The organism is Cedecea davisae DSM 4568 (assembly GCF_000412335.2).
Lineage (GTDB): Bacteria > Pseudomonadota > Gammaproteobacteria > Enterobacterales > Enterobacteriaceae > Cedecea > Cedecea davisae.
In genome coordinates this window covers 4,211,353-4,229,164 of sequence record NZ_KE161030.1, presented here as the reverse complement: position 1 = coordinate 4,229,164, position 17,812 = coordinate 4,211,353, and the positions used below count along the sequence as shown (strand labels likewise).

The window sequence follows — 17,812 nt, the reverse complement described above, 5'->3', positions numbered from 1 at the left end:
TCAATCCTGCATCAGGATCAAAAAAGAAAAAGGCCGGAGAACCGGCCTTTTGTCGACATGTTTGACGGAAACTTAGTGTTGAAGACCGAGTTTCTTCTCCAGATAGTGGATGTTAGTTCCACCCTGCTGGAAGTGTTCGTCATTCATGATTTTGGTTTGCAGCTCGATGTTGGTTTTGATGCCGTCGATGATCAGCTCTGCAAGAGCATTTTTCATGCGGGAAATCGCCACTTCACGAGTTTCGCCGTAGCAAATCAGCTTACCAATCATTGAATCGTAGTACGGCGGTACGGTGTAACCGGCGTAGATATGCGATTCCCAACGCACGCCAAAACCACCAGGCGCATGGAAGCGCGTGATTTTGCCCGGGCTTGGCAGGAAGGTATTCGGGTCTTCGGCGTTGATACGGCATTCTACCGCATGGCCGGTAACGTGAACGTCTTCCTGTTTGATGGACAGCGGCTGACCGGCAGCAATACGCAGCTGCTCTTTGATCAGGTCAACGCCGGTAATCATTTCGGTAACCGGGTGCTCTACCTGAATACGGGTGTTCATTTCGATGAAATAGAACTCGCCGTTTTCGAACAGGAACTCGAAAGTACCCGCGCCGCGGTAGTTGATGTCCACGCAGGCTTTGGCGCAGCGATCGCCGATGAATTTACGCAGTTCCGGCGTGATGCCCGGCGCTGGCGCTTCTTCAACGACTTTCTGGTGGCGGCGCTGCATGGAGCAGTCACGTTCGGCCAGATAGATAGCGTTACCCTGGCCATCGGCCAGAACCTGAATCTCGATATGGCGTGGGTTCTCGAGGTACTTCTCCATATAGACCATGTCGTTGTTGAAAGCCGCTTTGGCTTCCGCACGGGTCATATTGATGGACTGCTCAAGTTCCGCATCGCCGCGAACTACGCGCATACCGCGACCGCCGCCGCCGCCGGACGCTTTGATAATAACCGGGTAGCCGATGCGCTTAGCATGAGCACGGTTTTTATCCATGTCGCCGTCGAGTGGGCCGTCAGAGCCTGGTACGGTTGGTACACCCGCTTTCTTCATCGCGGTGATAGCGGAAACTTTATCGCCCATCAGGCGGATAGTTTCGGCTTTCGGTCCGATGAAGATAAAGCCGGAGCGCTCAACCTGCTCGGCAAAGTTGGCGTTTTCTGACAGGAAACCATAGCCCGGGTGAATCGCTACTGCGCCAGTAATTTCTGCCGCAGAGATGATTGCCGGGATATTCAGATAGCTTTTCACGGACGGAGCCGGGCCAATACAGACCGTCTCATCCGCCAGTAATACGTGTTTCAAATCGCGATCCGCACTTGAGTGCACGGCGACGGTCTTGATGCCCAGTTCTTTACAGGCACGAAGAATACGCAGTGCAATCTCGCCGCGGTTGGCGATGACAATTTTATCCAGCATGTTCGCCTCGTTACTCGATGACGACCAGCGGCTCGTCAAATTCTACCGGCTGACCATTCTCGACCAGAATTGCTTTCACCACACCGGCTTTATCAGCTTCGATCTGGTTCATCATTTTCATTGCTTCAACGATGCACAGGGTGTCGCCAACGTTAACCTTCTGGCCAACTTCAACAAACGCTTTTGCATCCGGGCTTGGGGTACGGTAGAAGGTACCGACCATTGGGGAACGTACGATGTGACCACTGACTTCAGCAGCTGCAGGGGCTTCCATTGCCGGGGTAGCGGCTGGCGCGACGGCCTGGGCCAAACCCGGCTGTGGCTGAGGCTGGTACATAGGCGCAGCATAAGCCTGTTGCATCATCGGGAAACCCGCGTTTGCCGGTGAGCGGCTGATACGTACAGACTCTTCGCCTTCAGAAATTTCCAGTTCAGCGATGCCTGATTCTTCAACCAGCTCGATCAGTTTTTTAATCTTACGAATATCCATGAGTGGGTTCCGTACTCTTTGTTTAGATGGATTTTGACAGGCGTTTTACCGCCGTCTGTAGTGCATATGAATAGCCGTCAGCGCCTAATCCGCAGATGACGCCGACGGCTTTATCTGAAAGATATGAATGATGGCGAAACGGTTCACGCGCGTGAACATTGCTGAGGTGGATCTCGATAAACGGGATATCTACCGCCAGCAGAGCATCGCGCAGCGCGACGCTGGTATGCGTGAACGCGGCCGGATTAATCAGGATAAAGTCCACATTGTCTTTGGCCTGATGAATACGGTCAATCAGCGCATATTCGGCGTTTGATTGCAGGTGGCTGAGCTTCACGCCAAGGTCGGTCGCCTGTGCCTCCAGGGTGTTAACAATTTCTGCTAACGTCTGGTGGCCGTACTTATCCGGCTCCCGGGTGCCCAGCATGTTCAGATTAGGGCCATTCAAAAGCAAAATGTGAAATTCACCCGACATCGTGCTGCCATCTCCTGCAATTAGTAGGCAATTTACAAAATATACCTAAGTTTTCCGGTTGTCACCTTTTCGAGTCGAAAATGGGCACCAGAAAAAACCGAAGTCGCACATTATAACGATTTCGTAGCATTTGGCAGCTAAATACTGGTCTTATCAGGGAAGATGATCAACCGCTACCCCATCAGGGGCGGCAGTTGACGTTCATTCGGCGGAAAACGAGATGCTCTGCGGCTAGCGCCACCACTGGCGAAACTTCTTGTAGCGCAGTGCCAGAAGGATGATAGCACCCAGGGCATAAAGCAAGGGCTGCGGGGACAAAATCTTAACCGACCAGATGAAATGAACTGGCGCGAGGATCGCGACCAGATAGACGAAGTTATGCAATTTCTGCCAGCGGGAGCCAAGCGCTCGTTGGGCTTTTTGGGTGGAGGTCACGGCCAGGGCGAGCAAAATAAGCCAGCAAATAATGCCCAGCGTGAGGTAAGGACGGGTGACTAGCTCCTGGCCCAGCAGGCCAAGATTGCTTATGCCGAGCTCAAGCAGCGAATAGCTGGTCAGGTGCAAAGACGCCCAGACAAAGCACCAAACGCCGAGCAGGCGGCGGGTACGAATCAATAAAGGCTGTTTGGCGTAGCGGGCCAGCGGAGTGATAAGCAGCGTTGCCAGCAGCAACTTTAGCGCCATTCTGCCGGTAAAATGCTGGATATCTTTTGCCGGATCGGCGCTAAAAAGCCCCTGGCTGGCGGCGTAAAACAGCCAGACAAAAGGCAAGAAAGCGGCCAGATGCAGCGCCACCTTAAGCCAGGTAATTTGCTTTGCTGTCAGGCGCACTCAGAAATTCTCCTTGAGATTCAGGCCGTGGTAAAGCGATGCCACCTGTTCGGCGTAGCCGTTAAACAGCAGCGTGGGCTGGCGCTTCACATCCAGCACGCCGCCGGAGCCGATAAACCGCTCTGAAGCCTGCGACCAGCGAGGGTGGTCAACATGCGGGTTCACGTTGGCGTAGAAACCGTATTCATTCGGCGCGGCAAGGTTCCAGGTCGTAGGCGGCAGCTCGCGTACCAGCTTGATGCTGACAATCGACTTTATCCCCTTGAAGCCATACTTCCACGGCACAGTCAGGCGAATCGGCGCGCCGTTTTGCGGCGGCAGCGCCTTGCCGTAAACGCCAACGGTCAGCAGCGTCAGCGGATGCATCGCCTCATCAAGCCTCAGCCCCTCTACATAAGGGTATTGCAGGCCACCGCCGATGAAACGATCTTTCTGGCCGGGCATTTGTTCGGGATCGTAAAGCGTTTCAAAGGCAACATATTTGGCATTGCTGGTGGGTTCAACCATCGCCAGCAATTTGCTTAGCGGGAAGCCAATCCACGGAACCACCATTGACCAGGCCTCAACGCAGCGCATGCGGTAGATGCGCTCTTCCAGCGGGAAACGTTTATACAGATCGTCGTGATCCAGCGTGAGCGGCTTGGCCACTTCGCCGCTGATTTTTATCTGCCACGGGTCGGTTTTCAGCGCGCCGGCATTTGCCGCCGGATCGGCTTTATCCAGCCCGAACTCATAAAAGTTGTTGTAGCCGGTGACTTTATCTTCCGGCGTCATGGCGAGTTTAGCCTGCCACTGCCCGGGCTGGCTAAAGGTCAGAGGCTTTCCCGAAGGGGCGGGAGGACGGTCATTGCCTTTAAACCAGGAAAGAATATCGGCGTTGGCGGTGTGCGGTAGCGACAATGCGGCGGCGCTAATCCCCAGAGCCTTCAGCACCTGGCGACGCTTCATCATAAATACCGATTCTGGCGTGACGTCGGCTTCGCTAAGCCGGGTGACCTTTTTCATGACATTCTCCTCGTTGCTATAGGCTAAGCATGACTGAGAGAAAGCGTTCCGGCGAATATGTCACGAAAAATTGAAATTTACGGGGGCGCAAGGTACGGCCACGGCCCCCGGCGGGTATTAACGAACTTTTACCAGCGTACGCCCCTGAGCGGCGTTATTGATGATGGCGTCAGCGAACTTCGGCGCATCTTCAAGACCAATTTCGGTGGTGGCCTGCTGATAGAAAGACTCCGGTAAATCACGAACCAGGCGTTCCCAGGCCGCAGCGCGACGCGCGGTTGGCGTCATGACTGAGTCCACGCCCTGCAGGCGAACGTTACGCAGAATAAACGGCATCACGGTGGTTGGCAGCGCAAAGCCGCCCGCCAGGCCACAGGCCGCCACGCAGCCGCCGTAATTCATCTGCGCCAGCACTTTCGCCAGCACTTTGTCGCCCACGGTATCCACCGCGCCAGCCCAAAGCTGTTTTTCCAGCGGCCGGGTTTCGGCAAATTCATCGCGACCAAGAACGCGGTTAGCGCCGAGGCTGCGAAGGTAGTCATGGGTAGATTCTCGCCCTGAAACGGCGGCTACCTGATAACCGAGCTTGTGCAGTAACGCTACCGCAGTGCTGCCCACTCCGCCGCTGGCGCCGGTGACGACGATTTCACCGCTCTGTGGCGTCACGCCAGCTTCTTCCAGCGCCATTACGCAGAGCATAGCGGTGAAGCCTGCGGTACCAATAATCATTGCTTTGCGTGCGTCCAGCCCCTGCGGCATCGCGACCAGCCAGTCGCCATTCACCCGTGCGGCTTCCGCCAGCCCGCCCCAGTGGTTTTCCCCAACGCCCCAGCCGGTTAGCAGAACGGCCTGGCCAACGTGGAAGCGTGGGTCTTCGCTGCTATGCACTTTCCCGGCGAAGTCGATGCCCGGTACCATCGGGAAGTTGCGAATAATTTTGCCTTTGCCGGTAATAGCGAGGGCGTCTTTGTAGTTGAGGCTTGAGTAGTCAATCTCAACGGTAACGTTGCCTTCCGGCAGCGTAGCTGGCTCGATATTTTTTACCGCTGCCAGGGTCTGGCCTTCGGACTGTTCCAGGATTAGTGCCTGCATTGGCGCTCCTCGGTGGCTATTAATGGGAAAAAAATCTCAGAAGACTATACTCCGATACTGATCTTAAGAGCCGACTTACCGCAATAAATGCACAGAAATGACCGTGGAGTTTGCCAGGGTTCTTGCTTTGCTATTTAATGCTTCATCCTTTGATACCAATGTGAGTGTGGGTAATTTTCACCAACCGGAGTTAACACAGGGATGCGATTAACGACGAAACTTTCCGCTTTTATCACCCTCTTAACCGGCCTTGCGATAATCGTAACGCTGTTGGGCTGCCTGCTAAGTTTCTACAGCTCGGTGCATGATAAAACGCAGCAGCGGATTATGGCGGTCGCCACCATTATTGATAATCAGCTGGTTTCCAGCTCGCCGCAGCAGCTTGCCAGCCGTTTTACCGAATTAATGACCCCGGTTGATATCACGGGGATCCGCCTGCAGGCGGATAAAACCTACGAATTTCAGCACGTCTTACCTGAGGATTATCGCCCGACCGGCACCCAGTATCTTTACCGCACTCTCACCGTAGATCTGATGAAGCATCCAGGGATGACGCTGACGCTGACCTATCGGGACCCCGTTGCCCTCTATTATCACGCGATGTTTACCACCACCCCGTTAACGGCGGCGATCGCTTTTATGCTGGTGGTGCTGCTGCTGGCCGGACGCTGGCTGAAAAAGCAGCTTTCCGGGCAGGAGCTGCTGGAGGCGCGTGCGGGTAAAATCATCAGCGGTGAGCGTGGCGTTGGCGTGCGGGGCTCCGTGCATGAATGGCCGCCGCTGGTCAGTAGCGCGATTGACGCCTTGCTTTCAGATTTGCAGAGCGCCGACGAACAGCGCAACCGGGTTGATACGCTGATCAGGGCGTTTGCGGCCCAGGACGTTCAAACCGGGCTAAACAACCGTCTGTTCTTCGATAACCAACTGGCCACGCTGCTGGACGGGCAGGAGCAGGTGGGCGCCCACGGCGTAGTGATGATAGTTCGTTTGCCGGACTTCGAGCTGCTGAAGGAAACGTGGGGTAATGCGCCGGTAGAAGAATATCTATTCACTTTGGTGAATTTACTCTCCACTTTTGTGATGCGTTACCCTGGAGCCCTGCTGGCCCGCTATTTTCGCAGCGACTTTGCGGTTCTTTTGCCGCATCGCACCCTGAAAGAGGCCGATGGCATAGCCAGCCAGCTGTTAAATGCCGTGGATGCGCTGCCGCCGACCCGTATGGTAGATCGCAGCGATATGCTGCACATTGGCATCTGCGCCTGGCGCAGCGGGCAGACCAAAGAGCAGGTGATGGAGAAAGCCGAAATTGCCACCCGCAACGCCGCTTTCCAGGGGGCTAATAGCTGGTCAGTCTATGACGACAAGCTGCCGGAACAGGGTAGAGGGAGCGTGAAATGGCGTACTCTGCTTGAGCAGGTGCTGAAGCAGGGCGGCCCGCGCTTCTATCAAAAACCGGCGGTTGACCGCCTGGGCATCGTGCACCATCGCGAAATCATGTGCCGTATTTTTGACGGCGAGCAGGAGGTGCTGTCGGCGGAGTATATGCCAATGGTCAGGCAGTTTGGCTTATCCGAGCAATACGATCGCCAGGTCGTCTCCCGACTTTTACCTTTGCTCAGCTTCTGGCCCGAAGAGACGCTGGCGATTCAGGTCACCGTTGACTCGCTTATCCGCGCACCTTTCCAGCGCTGGCTGCGTGATTCTCTGATGCAGTGCGAAAAATCGAAACGCTCAAGGATTATTTTTGAACTTGCGGAGGCAGATGTCTGTCAACACATCAGCCGTTTACAACCTGTAGTCAGGTTGATAACCGCTTTAGGGGCAAGAATTGTTGTTATCCAGGCTGGATTAACCGTGGTGAGCACAACCTATATTAAAGAGCTGGATGTGGGGCTGATAAAACTGCATCCGGGTCTGGTGAGAAACATCGGCAAGCGTACAGAAAACCAGCTGTTTGTTAACAGCCTGGTGGAATCCTGTAAAGGTACGCGAACCCGTGTTTTTGCCACAGGTGTGAGGACTCGCGGCGAATGGCAGACGCTGATTGATAACGGGGTGGCGGGGGCGCAAGGTGATTTTATCGCCGCATCTCAGCCGCTTGACAGTAATGTGAAAAAATATTCACAAAGATACTCGGTTTAACCTGCCGTTTGGCATTATTTCACGTAGAATAACGCGCGCTGCATCTCAAGGGGGCGAGTCTGCCTGCCGGCCAGATTGTCGCAGCCGTTATGAACCGGTTTGCTGCTGTTAGCTGTTCGTTTATTCTACCGCGTTTGCTGCATTTCTGAGCGCCATGTAGGAAGACGTTTCAAAAGTGTAACAGCCGTAGTGAACTGCACTATTTTTCACCGTTGCAGAACATTTTTGCGCCTTGTCGCTGTAGCGTGTGGTTGGTAAAGTAAGCGGATTTTGTATCCGCCCCAGCTTTCAGGATTATCCCTTAGTATGTTGAAAAAATTTCGTGGCATGTTTTCCAATGACCTGTCCATTGACCTGGGTACTGCGAATACCCTGATTTATGTGAAAGGACAAGGCATCGTACTGAATGAGCCCTCCGTCGTGGCCATTCGCCAGGACCGTGCCGGCTCTCCTAAAAGCGTTGCAGCCGTAGGGCACGACGCTAAACAAATGCTTGGCCGTACACCAGGCAACATCGCGGCTATTCGTCCGATGAAAGACGGCGTTATTGCCGACTTCTTCGTGACTGAAAAAATGCTGCAGCACTTTATTAAACAGGTTCACAGCAACAGCTTCATGCGCCCAAGCCCGCGCGTGCTGGTGTGTGTGCCGGTTGGCGCAACTCAGGTTGAACGCCGCGCAATCCGTGAATCCGCTCAGGGTGCCGGCGCGCGTGAAGTGTTCCTGATTGAAGAGCCAATGGCTGCGGCAATCGGCGCAGGCCTGCCGGTTTCTGAAGCAACCGGTTCAATGGTTGTGGATATCGGTGGCGGTACGACGGAAGTTGCGGTTATCTCCCTCAACGGCGTGGTTTACTCCTCCTCCGTACGTATCGGCGGTGACCGCTTCGACGAAGCCATCATTAATTATGTGCGCCGTAACTATGGTTCCCTGATTGGTGAAGCAACCGCCGAGCGCATCAAGCACGAAATCGGTTCTGCCTATCCGGGCGACGAAGTGCGTGAAATTGAAGTTCGCGGCCGTAACCTGGCCGAGGGCGTTCCACGCGGCTTTACCCTGAACTCCAACGAAATCCTCGAAGCGCTTCAGGAGCCTCTGACCGGTATCGTTAGCGCGGTGATGGTTGCTCTGGAGCAGTGCCCGCCGGAGCTGGCGTCCGATATCTCCGAGCGCGGTATGGTTCTGACCGGCGGTGGCGCACTGCTGCGCAACCTCGATCGCCTGCTGATGGAAGAGACAGGTATCCCGGTAGTAGTTGCAGAAGATCCACTGACCTGTGTTGCCCGCGGCGGCGGCAAGGCACTGGAAATGATCGACATGCACGGCGGCGACTTGTTTAGCGAAGAGTAACAGCCGCAAGGTCAGGGGGAGCTTCCGGCTGCCCCTGCTTGCTGGTTTGGGAATACGCATAGCCTATGAAGCCAATTTTCAGCCGTGGCCCGTCGCTACAGATTCGCCTTATCCTGGCGGTGCTGGTGGCGCTTGGTGTCATTATCGCCGACAGCCGCCTCGGTACGTTCAGCCAAATCAGAACGTACATGGATACTGCCGTCAGTCCTTTCTATTTTGTCTCTAATGGTCCCCGTGAATTACTCGATAGCGTCTCTCAGACGCTGGCGTCACGCGACCAGCTGGAACTTGAAAATCGGGTTCTGCGTCAGGAGTTAATCCTGAAAAACAGCGAATTACTGATGCTGGGTCAATACCGGCAGGAGAACGCGCGTCTGCGCGAGCTGCTGGGTTCTCCGCTGCGCCAGGATGAGCAAAAAATGGTGACTCAGGTCATCTCTACCGTTAACGATCCGTACAGCGATCAGGTGGTTATCGACAAGGGCAGCGTAAACGGCGTTTACGAAGGCCAGCCGGTTATCAGCGATAAAGGCGTTGTCGGTCAGGTTATTGCGGTGGCTAAGTTAACCAGCCGCGTGCTGCTGATATGCGATGCCACACACGCGCTGCCCATTCAGGTACTGCGTAACGACATTCGTGTCATTGCGGCCGGTAACGGCTGTACTGATGATTTGCAGCTGGAGCATCTGCCGGCAAATACCGATATCCGCGTGGGCGACGTGCTGGTGACCTCAGGTCTCGGCGGGCGTTTCCCGGAAGGTTACCCGGTTGCCGTCGTCTCCTCCGTCAAGCTGGATACTCAGCGCGCCTATACCGTGATTCAGGCTCGCCCTACCGCCGGTTTGCAGCGCCTGCGCTATCTGCTGCTGCTCTGGGGTTCGGATAAAAACGGCGTTTCGCCGATGCCGCCTGAAGAAGTTCACCGCGTGGCGAACGAACGCCTGATGCAGATGATGCCGCAGGTTCTGCCGCCGCCTGGCTCTATGGGGCCGCCAGCGCCGGTGCCTGCACCAGCGACGGGCATTACCCAGCCTGCTACGGGAGCTCAGTAGTGGGAAGTTATCGTAGCCAGGGCCGCTGGGTCGTCTGGCTTTCATTTCTGATTGCCCTGCTGCTCCAGGTGATGCCCTGGCCGGACGACCTCAAGTTTTACCGGCCTGACTGGGTATTGCTGATTCTGCTTTACTGGATTTTAGCGCTGCCGCATCGCGTGAATGTCGGAACGGGATTCGTCGTGGGAGCCATACTTGATTTGATAAGTGGCTCCACACTTGGCGTTCGCGCTCTATCATTAAGTATTGTGGCTTACCTGGTGGCGCTGAAATACCAGCTTTTCCGTAATCTCGCCCTTTGGCAGCAGGCGCTGGTCGTTATGCTGCTCTCGCTGGTCACCGACATCATTGTTTTCTGGTCGGAATTTTTAGTGATCAACGTCTCTTTCAGACCGGAAGTGTTCTGGAGTAGTGTAGTTAACGGTATCCTGTGGCCCTGGATTTTCCTGTTAATGCGCAAAGTTCGCCAGCAATTTGCTGTGCAGTAAAAGGTAAATATGACTACGTTGTATCTGGCATCCGGTTCGCCTCGCCGTCAGGAATTGCTGACCCAGCTGGGCGTCTCCTTCGAACGTGTGGTTCCCGGCATTGAAGAGCAGCGCCAGCCGCATGAAAGCGCCGAGCAGTATGTATGCCGCCTGGCGCGTGAAAAAGCTCAGGCAGGCGTCGCGATGGTGACTCAGGATTTGCCGGTACTGGGTGCGGATACGATAGTTATTTTTAACGGCGAAGTGCTGGAGAAACCAAAGGATGCCGGGCACGCGGCGCAGATGCTGCGCCTGCTTTCCGGCAACCAGCATCAGGTGATGACGGCGGTGGCGATTGCCGACGCTAACCAGGTGCTGGAAACTTTAGTGGTTACCGACGTAACGTTTCGCAGCTTATCCGAACAGGATATTGCCGGCTATATTGCCAGCGGTGAGCCTATGGACAAAGCCGGTGCCTATGGTATTCAGGGGCTTGGCGGCTGTTTCGTTAAAAGGATTAATGGCAGTTATCACGCAGTGGTGGGATTACCGCTGGTGGAAACTGGTGAGTTGCTGAGCAATTTTCACGCGCTGCGTGACGGACGAGGAAAAGATGACGGCTGAATTATTAGTCAACGTTACCCCTTCAGAAACACGGGTAGCCTATATTGACGGCGGCATACTGCAAGAGATCCATATTGAGCGCGAAGCGCGCCGCGGAATAGTAGGGAATATCTACAAAGGTCGCGTTAGCCGGGTGCTGCCTGGAATGCAGGCGGCATTTGTAGATATTGGCCTGGATAAGGCGGCTTTCCTCCATGCTTCAGACATCATGCCGCATACCGAATGCGTGGCGGGTGAGGAGCAAAAGAACTTCAGCGTGCGTGATATCGCCGAGCTGGTTCGCCAGGGGCAGGACCTGATGGTACAGGTGGTGAAAGATCCGCTGGGTACCAAAGGCGCACGCCTCACCACCGACATTACTCTGCCTTCACGCTACCTCGTGTTTATGCCCGGAGCCTCCCACGTTGGCGTATCCCAGCGCATTGAGAGCGAAGCTGAGCGCGACCGCCTGAAGCGCATCGTTAATGATTATTGCGACGAGCACGGCGGGTTTATCATTCGTACCGCCGCCGAAGGCGTTTGCGAAGAAGACCTGGCCTCCGATGCCGCCTACCTGAAGCGCGTCTGGACCAAGGTTAGCGAGCGTAAGAAGCGCAATCAGACCCGCTATCAGATGTACGGCGAGCTGGCGCTGGCCCAGCGCGTGCTGCGTGATTTTGCCGACGCGGCGCTGGACAGGATCCGCGTGGACTCCCGCCTGACCTATGAAATGCTGCTGGAATTTACCGCCGAATACATGCCGGAAATGACCAGCAAAATTGAACACTACAGCGGCCGGCAGCCGATTTTCGACCTCTATGATGTCGAGAACGAAATCCAGCGCGCGCTGGAACGCAAGGTCGAGCTGAAATCCGGCGGCTATCTGGTTATCGATCAGACCGAAGCCATGACCACGGTGGATATTAACACCGGGGCATTTGTCGGCCATCGCAATCTCGATGACACCATTTTTAACACTAATATCGAAGCGACTCAGGCCATTGCCCGCCAGCTTCGCCTGCGCAATCTCGGCGGCATTATCATCATCGACTTCATCGATATGAGCAATGAGGATCACCGCCGCCGCGTGCTGCATTCTCTGGAACAGGCGCTGAGTAAAGATCGCGTTAAGACCAGCATCAACGGCTTCTCACAGCTTGGCCTGGTAGAGATGACCCGCAAGCGCACGCGCGAAAGCGTGGAGCACGTACTTTGCAATGAATGCCCGACCTGCCACGGTCGCGGCACGGTAAAGACGGTCGAAACGGTCTGCTATGAAATCATGCGTGAAATCGTGCGCGTGCATCACGCCTACGATTCCGACCGTTTCCTGGTCTATGCTTCTCCTGCCGTGGGGGAAGCGCTGAAAAGCGAAGAGTCTCACGCCCTGGCCGAAGTAGAAATCTTTGTTGGTAAACAGGTCAAAGTACAAATAGAGCCGCTCTACAATCAGGAGCAGTTCGACGTCGTAATGATGTAAACGTGCGGATGCGCGTTTTGCCCGTAAGGCTGACAAGGAGAGAAAGGTGAGGCGACTGCCCGGCATTCTGCTGCTCACAGGCGTAACGCTGGTTGTTATCGTCGCGCTGCTGGTGAGCGGCCTGCGGCTCGTTTTGCCGCACCTGGATGCCTGGCGTCCCGCTCTGCTGGATAAAATCGAAGCCGCTACCGGCGTGCCGGTTGAAGTCAGTCATCTTCAGGCCAGCTGGGAGAACTTCGGGCCAACGCTCGACGTGCGTGATATCCACGCCGGTCTGAAAGACGGCGGCACGCTTAGCATTAAACGCGTCACCCTGGCGCTGGATGTTTGGCAAAGCCTGCTGCATGCCCGCTGGCAGTTTCGCGATCTCACCTTTTACCAGCTACAGATGCGTACCAACACGCCGCTCAGCCAGAACGGCGGCGAAGGCTCCCTCGAAGCCGACAAAATTAGCGATCTCTTTCTGCGCCAGTTCGATCACTTCGATCTGCGGGACAGCTCGCTTAGCTTCCTGACGATTTCCGGCCAGCGCGCCGAGCTATCCATCCCTCAGTTAACCTGGCTCAACGGCAAAAATCGCCACCGCGCTGAGGGCCAGGTCAGCCTTTCCAGCTTTAACGGCCAGCACGGTCTCGCCAACGTGCGTATGGACCTGCGCGATGAAAACGGCATTTTGAATAACGGCAAAGTCTGGCTTCAGGCGGACGACGTGGACGTGAAGCCCTGGCTGGGCCGCTGGATGAAAGATAACGTGGATTTGCAAAGCGCCCGTTTCAGCCTTGAAGCCTGGATGGACGTCAAAGAAGGCGATATCAGCGGCGGCAGCATCTGGCTAAAAAAGGGCGGCGCAAGCTGGCCGGGCACCGACAACGCGGATCACCGACTTTCGGTTGATAACCTGACGGCACAGGTCAGCCGCGAGAAGTCCGGCTGGCAGCTTTCAATCCCTTCCACCAACATCACGCTTGATGACCAGGCCTGGCCGAAAGGTTCGCTCTCAGTCGCGTGGATTGCTCCGCAGGATGTAGGCGGCAAAGAAGGCCAGCGCGGCGATGAGCTACGCGTGCGCGCCAGCAATATGGAGCTGGAAAAATTCAACGGGCTGCTGCCTATAGCCGCCAAAATCTCCCCCGAGTTTGGCGACATCTGGACGGCGATGCAGCCGCAGGGGCATATCGATGTGCTGGCGGTTGATATCCCGCTTCAGCAAACCGAGCAGACCCGCATGCAGGCGCGCTGGGATAACGTCAGCTGGAAGCAGTGGAAGCTGTTGCCGGGCGTGGAAAACTTCTCAGGCTCGGTGACGGGCAGCATTCCTCACGGCCAGCTTAATGCCGTGGTAAGTGATGCAAAAATGCCTTACGAGACGGTGTTCCGCGCGCCGCTGGAAATTGAAAAAGGCTCGGCGACGCTGGCCTGGCAGAAAAATGCCGACGGCTTCCAGCTTGACGGTAAAAACATTGATGTGAAGGCGCGTTCAGTCTGGGCGCGTGGCGACTTCCGCTATTACCAGCCGAGCGGCGGCGACCCGTGGCTCGGTATCCTGGCCGGTATCAGCACTGATAACGGCGCGGATGCCTGGCGCTACTTCCCGGAAAATCTGATGGGCAAAGAGCTGACAGATTATCTTAGCTCGGCCATTCAGGGCGGCCAGGCGGATAACGCTACGCTGGTCTACGGCGGCAACCCGCATCTCTTCCCGTATGAGCATAACGAAGGCCAGTTTGAGGTTTATGTTCCGCTACGCAACGCCAAATTTGCCTTCCAGCCGGACTGGCCTGCGCTGGAGAATCTCGACATCACGCTCGACTTCATCAACAACGGACTGTGGATGAACAGCGATGCGGTAAAACTGGGCGGCGTGACGGCCAGTAAGCTGACGGCTAATATTCCCGATTATGCAAAAGAGAAACTGCTGATCGATGCCGATATTAACGGGCCGGGCAGCGCGGTTGGGCCATATTTCAAGGATACGCCGCTGGACGATTCTCTGGCCGCGGCGCTTGATGAGCTACAGGTTGGCGGCGATGTGAATGCTCGCTTACATCTCGATATTCCGCTCAACGGCGAAATGACCATCGCCAAAGGCGACGTGCTGCTCAATAACAACACGCTGCTTATCAAGCCGCTGAACAGCACGCTGCATAACCTGAATGGCAAATTCAGCTTTACCAACGGCGACTTGCAGAGCGAAACGCTGAGCGCCAGCTGGTTTAATCAGCCGGTGAGCCTGGACTTCAATACCAAAACCGGCGACAAAGATTACCAGATTGGCGTTAACCTGAACGGTGACTGGCAGCCGAATAAAACCGGCGTCCTGCCTAAGCAGGTCAACGACGCTATCGGCGGCAGCCTGGCGTGGAAAGGCGATGTGGGTATTACTCTGCCTTACCGCGGAAGCGCCAGCTATAAAGTTAATCTGGCGGGCGATCTGAAGAATGTGAGCAGTCACTTACCTGCGCCGGTCGATAAGAAGGCCGGAACTCCGCTGCCGCTCAATATCGCCGTTAAGGGCGATTTAAAAAGCTTCGATTTAACCGGCAATGCCGGGTCGCTAAACCACTTCTCCAGCCGCTGGCTGTTAAATAAAAAACTCACGCTCGACCGGGCAATTTGGACCACCGATAGTAAGACTGTGCCTCCGCTGCCCGGGCAGCAGGGTATTGAACTTGATTTGCCCGCGATGGATGGCGCCCAATGGCTGGCGCTGTTTAGCGCCGGAGCCGCAGACAGCGTAGGCGGTTCGGCCGCTTTCCCTTCGGCGATTACGCTACGGACACCGGCATTAACGCTTGGCGGCCAGCAGTGGCATAACCTGAGCCTGGTTTCCCGCCCGGCGATCGGCGGCACTCAGGTTGAGGCCCAGGGGCGCGAAATCAACGCCTCGCTGAGCATGAAAAATAACGCGCCGTGGCAGGCCAGTATCAAATACCTCTACTTCAACCCAACCTGGACCCTCGCCCCTGCGACGTCCGGCGGGACATCCGCGCCTTTACAGCCTGAAAGCGATAACGCTATCAGCTTCCGTGGCTGGCCAGATGTGCAGCTGCGCTGCGCCGAATGCTGGCTGTGGGGGCAGAAATATGGCCGCATTGACGGTGACGTTAAAATCAATGGCGACACGCTCCAGCTGGCAAACGGGCTGGTGGATACCGGCTTTGCCCGCCTGACGGCCGACGGAGAGTGGGTTAACAAACCCGGCGCCGAGCGTACCTCTCTGAAAGGCAGGCTCAAGGGCGAGAAGCTGGACGCCGCGGCCGGTTTCTTCGGCGTGAAGACGCCGCTGCAAGGCTCCTCTTTCGACGTGGATTACGACCTGCACTGGCGGGCTGCGCCGTGGAAGCCGGATGAAGCCTCGCTAAACGGCATTCTGCATACCAAATTTGGTAAAGGGCAAATTACCGATGTCAGCACCGGCCACGCCGGGCAACTGCTGCGCCTGGTGAGCTTTGACGCGCTGCTGCGTAAGCTGCGCTTCGACTTCAGCGATACCTTCGGCAGTGGCTTCTACTATGACTCGATTCGCAGCACCGCGTGGATAAAAGACGGCGTGCTGCATACCGATGATACGCTGGTGGACGGGCTTGAGGCCGATATCGCAATGAAAGGCTCGGTGGATCTAGTGCGTCGCGAGCTGAATATGGAAGCGGTGGTGGCGCCGGAAATCTCCGCTACCGTCGGCGTTGCGGCTGCGTTCGCCGTTAACCCAATTGTCGGCGCGGCGGTCTTTGCCGCCAGTAAAGTGCTTGGCCCGCTGTGGAACAAAATATCGGTTCTGCGCTACAGCATCACCGGCCCGGTAGACAAACCTCAAATCAATGAAGTGCTGCGTCAGCCGCGCGTGAGCGAAGCCAAGTGATTTGACGTCGACGTTTAATTGCCGCAAGCTCCATAGATAAACATTCTTCGCCGTACGGGCGATAAGCAATAAGAGTAGCGAAACGATGAGTCTGAACCTGGTAAGTGAGCAGTTGCTGTCCGCGAATGGCTTAACCCATCAAGATCTGTTTTCCATTCTCGGCCAGCTGTCCGAGCGCCGTCTCGACTACGGCGACCTCTACTTCCAGTCGAGCTACCATGAATCATGGGTGCTGGAAGACCGCATTATTAAAGACGGCTCATGGAATATTGACCAGGGCGTTGGCGTGCGTGCGGTTAGCGGTGAGAAAACCGGGTTTGCCTATGCCGACCAGATAACGCTGCTGGCGTTAGAGCAAAGCGCTCAAGCCGCCCGTAGTATCGTTCGCGAACAGGGTGACGGGCGCGCTCGTACTCTGGGTAACGTGCCGCACAGCGCGCTTTACACCAGCGCCGATCCTCTCACCAGCATGACCCGTGAAGAGAAACTCGACATCCTGAGGCGCGTAGACAGCGTGGCGCGAGCCGCAGATGCTCGCGTTCAGGAAGTTAGCGCCAGCCTGACCGGCGTATACGAACTGATTCTGGTTGCCGCCACCGACGGCACCCTGGCTGCCGACGTTCGCCCGCTGGTTCGCCTGTCCGTTAGCGTTCAGGTTGAAGATGACGGTAAACGCGAGCGCGGTTCAAGCGGCGGCGGCGGTCGTTTTGGCTATGAATATTTCCTCGAAACCGCTAATGGTGAAGTGCGTGCCGATGCGTGGGCGAAAGAAGCCGTGCGCATGGCGCTGGTAAACCTTTCTGCCGTTGCGGCACCGGCGGGTATGCTGCCGGTTGTGCTGGGCGCGGGCTGGCCTGGCGTACTGCTGCACGAAGCGGTAGGCCACGGGCTGGAAGGCGACTTCAACCGCCGTGGGACCTCGGTATTCAGCGGCCAGATGGGGCAGCTTGTCGCCTCTGAGCTTTGCACCGTGGTCGACGACGGCACCATGATGAACCGCCGCGGCTCCGTTGCTATCGATGATGAAGGCGTACCGGGCCAGTACAATGTACTGATTGAAAACGGCATTCTGAAAGGTTACATGCAGGATAAGCTGAACGCTCGCCTGATGGGCGTTGCGCCAACCGGTAACGGCCGCCGCGAGTCTTACGCTCACCTGCCGATGCCGCGCATGACCAACACCTATATGCTGGCCGGAAAATCCACCCAGCAGGAAATTATCGAGTCCGTAGATTACGGTATCTTCGCGCCTAACTTTGGTGGCGGCCAGGTAGATATCACCTCCGGCAAGTTCGTGTTCTCCACTTCAGAAGCCTACCTGATTGAGAAAGGGAAGGTAACGAAGGCGGTTAAAGGGGCGACGCTTATCGGTTCCGGGATTGAAACCATGCAGCAAATCTCAATGGTCGGTAACGATCTGGCGCTGGATAACGGCGTTGGCGTTTGCGGTAAAGAAGGGCAAAGCCTGCCGGTTGGCGTAGGCCAGCCGACACTGAAGGTGGATAACCTGACCGTTGGCGGTACAGCTTGATTTAACTTCAGGCCGG

At 56.1% G+C, this 17,812-nt stretch carries 14 protein-coding genes; 8 read left to right on the top strand and 6 right to left on the bottom strand.

The features are described 5' to 3' along the window. Positions 1-72 precede the first annotated feature (72 nt). The 6 genes from accC to acuI all read right to left on the bottom strand — a co-directional run bounded on the left by accC (position 73) and on the right by acuI (position 5,312). Positions 73-1,419 carry an acetyl-CoA carboxylase biotin carboxylase subunit gene (accC, locus tag HMPREF0201_RS19260; RefSeq protein ID WP_016538432.1) on the bottom strand — a complete coding sequence of 449 codons (1,347 nt, stop codon included), beginning with the start codon at positions 1,417-1,419 and terminating at the stop codon, positions 73-75. Between the two features lie 10 nt (positions 1,420-1,429). Then, positions 1,430-1,909 carry an acetyl-CoA carboxylase biotin carboxyl carrier protein gene (accB, locus tag HMPREF0201_RS19255; protein ID WP_016538431.1) on the bottom strand — a complete coding sequence of 160 codons (480 nt, stop codon included), beginning with the start codon at positions 1,907-1,909 and terminating at the stop codon, positions 1,430-1,432. A 22-nt stretch (positions 1,910-1,931) separates the two neighbouring features. Beyond that, positions 1,932-2,384, bottom strand: a complete 453-nt coding sequence (gene aroQ / locus HMPREF0201_RS19250; RefSeq protein WP_016538430.1) for a type II 3-dehydroquinate dehydratase — start codon at positions 2,382-2,384, stop codon at positions 1,932-1,934. A gap of 231 nt (positions 2,385-2,615) precedes the next feature. Beyond that, on the bottom strand, positions 2,616-3,215 hold the full coding sequence (gene msrQ / locus HMPREF0201_RS19245) for a protein-methionine-sulfoxide reductase heme-binding subunit MsrQ (protein ID WP_016538429.1): 600 nt from the start codon (positions 3,213-3,215) through the stop codon (positions 2,616-2,618). Beyond that, complete coding sequence (gene msrP / locus HMPREF0201_RS19240) at positions 3,216-4,220, bottom strand: protein-methionine-sulfoxide reductase catalytic subunit MsrP (protein ID WP_016538428.1); 1,005 nt, start codon at positions 4,218-4,220, stop codon at positions 3,216-3,218. It abuts the gene before it with no gap. Positions 4,221-4,337: 117 nt separating this feature from the next. After that, positions 4,338-5,312 (bottom strand): acrylyl-CoA reductase (NADPH), encoded by a 975-nt coding sequence (acuI, locus tag HMPREF0201_RS19235; protein ID WP_016538427.1) that lies wholly within the window; start codon positions 5,310-5,312, stop codon positions 4,338-4,340. 201 nt (positions 5,313-5,513) lie between these two features. Here acuI and csrD point away from each other — a divergent pair, with 201 nt between their 5' ends. The 8 genes from csrD (at position 5,514) to tldD (ending at position 17,796) form a co-directional block, all read left to right on the top strand. Then, positions 5,514-7,454 (top strand): RNase E specificity factor CsrD, encoded by a 1,941-nt coding sequence (gene csrD, locus HMPREF0201_RS19230; RefSeq protein ID WP_016538426.1) that lies wholly within the window; start codon positions 5,514-5,516, stop codon positions 7,452-7,454. 306 nt (positions 7,455-7,760) lie between these two features. After that, positions 7,761-8,804, top strand: a complete 1,044-nt coding sequence (mreB, locus tag HMPREF0201_RS19225) for a rod shape-determining protein MreB (RefSeq protein WP_000913396.1) — start codon at positions 7,761-7,763, stop codon at positions 8,802-8,804. A gap of 65 nt (positions 8,805-8,869) precedes the next feature. Beyond that, positions 8,870-9,856, top strand: a complete 987-nt coding sequence (gene mreC / locus HMPREF0201_RS19220) for a rod shape-determining protein MreC (RefSeq protein WP_016538425.1) — start codon at positions 8,870-8,872, stop codon at positions 9,854-9,856. Further along, the gene (gene mreD, locus HMPREF0201_RS19215; protein WP_016538424.1) at positions 9,856-10,344 is read left to right on the top strand and encodes a rod shape-determining protein MreD; all 489 of its coding nucleotides are present in this window, start codon (positions 9,856-9,858) and stop codon (positions 10,342-10,344) included. Before mreC ends, mreD begins: the two co-directional genes overlap by 1 nt. A gap of 9 nt (positions 10,345-10,353) precedes the next feature. Beyond that, the gene (locus HMPREF0201_RS19210) at positions 10,354-10,947 is read left to right on the top strand and encodes a Maf family protein (RefSeq protein ID WP_016538423.1); all 594 of its coding nucleotides are present in this window, start codon (positions 10,354-10,356) and stop codon (positions 10,945-10,947) included. Continuing rightward, positions 10,937-12,406 carry a ribonuclease G gene (rng, locus tag HMPREF0201_RS19205; protein WP_016538422.1) on the top strand — a complete coding sequence of 490 codons (1,470 nt, stop codon included), beginning with the start codon at positions 10,937-10,939 and terminating at the stop codon, positions 12,404-12,406. Before HMPREF0201_RS19210 ends, rng begins: the two co-directional genes overlap by 11 nt. A gap of 46 nt (positions 12,407-12,452) precedes the next feature. Further along, positions 12,453-16,265: an AsmA2 domain-containing protein YhdP gene (gene yhdP, locus HMPREF0201_RS19200; RefSeq protein ID WP_016538421.1), complete on the top strand. Its 3,813-nt coding sequence runs from the start codon at positions 12,453-12,455 to the stop codon at positions 16,263-16,265. An 85-nt stretch (positions 16,266-16,350) separates the two neighbouring features. Next, the gene (gene tldD / locus HMPREF0201_RS19195; RefSeq protein ID WP_016538420.1) at positions 16,351-17,796 is read left to right on the top strand and encodes a metalloprotease TldD; all 1,446 of its coding nucleotides are present in this window, start codon (positions 16,351-16,353) and stop codon (positions 17,794-17,796) included. Positions 17,797-17,812: the final 16 nt, after the last annotated feature.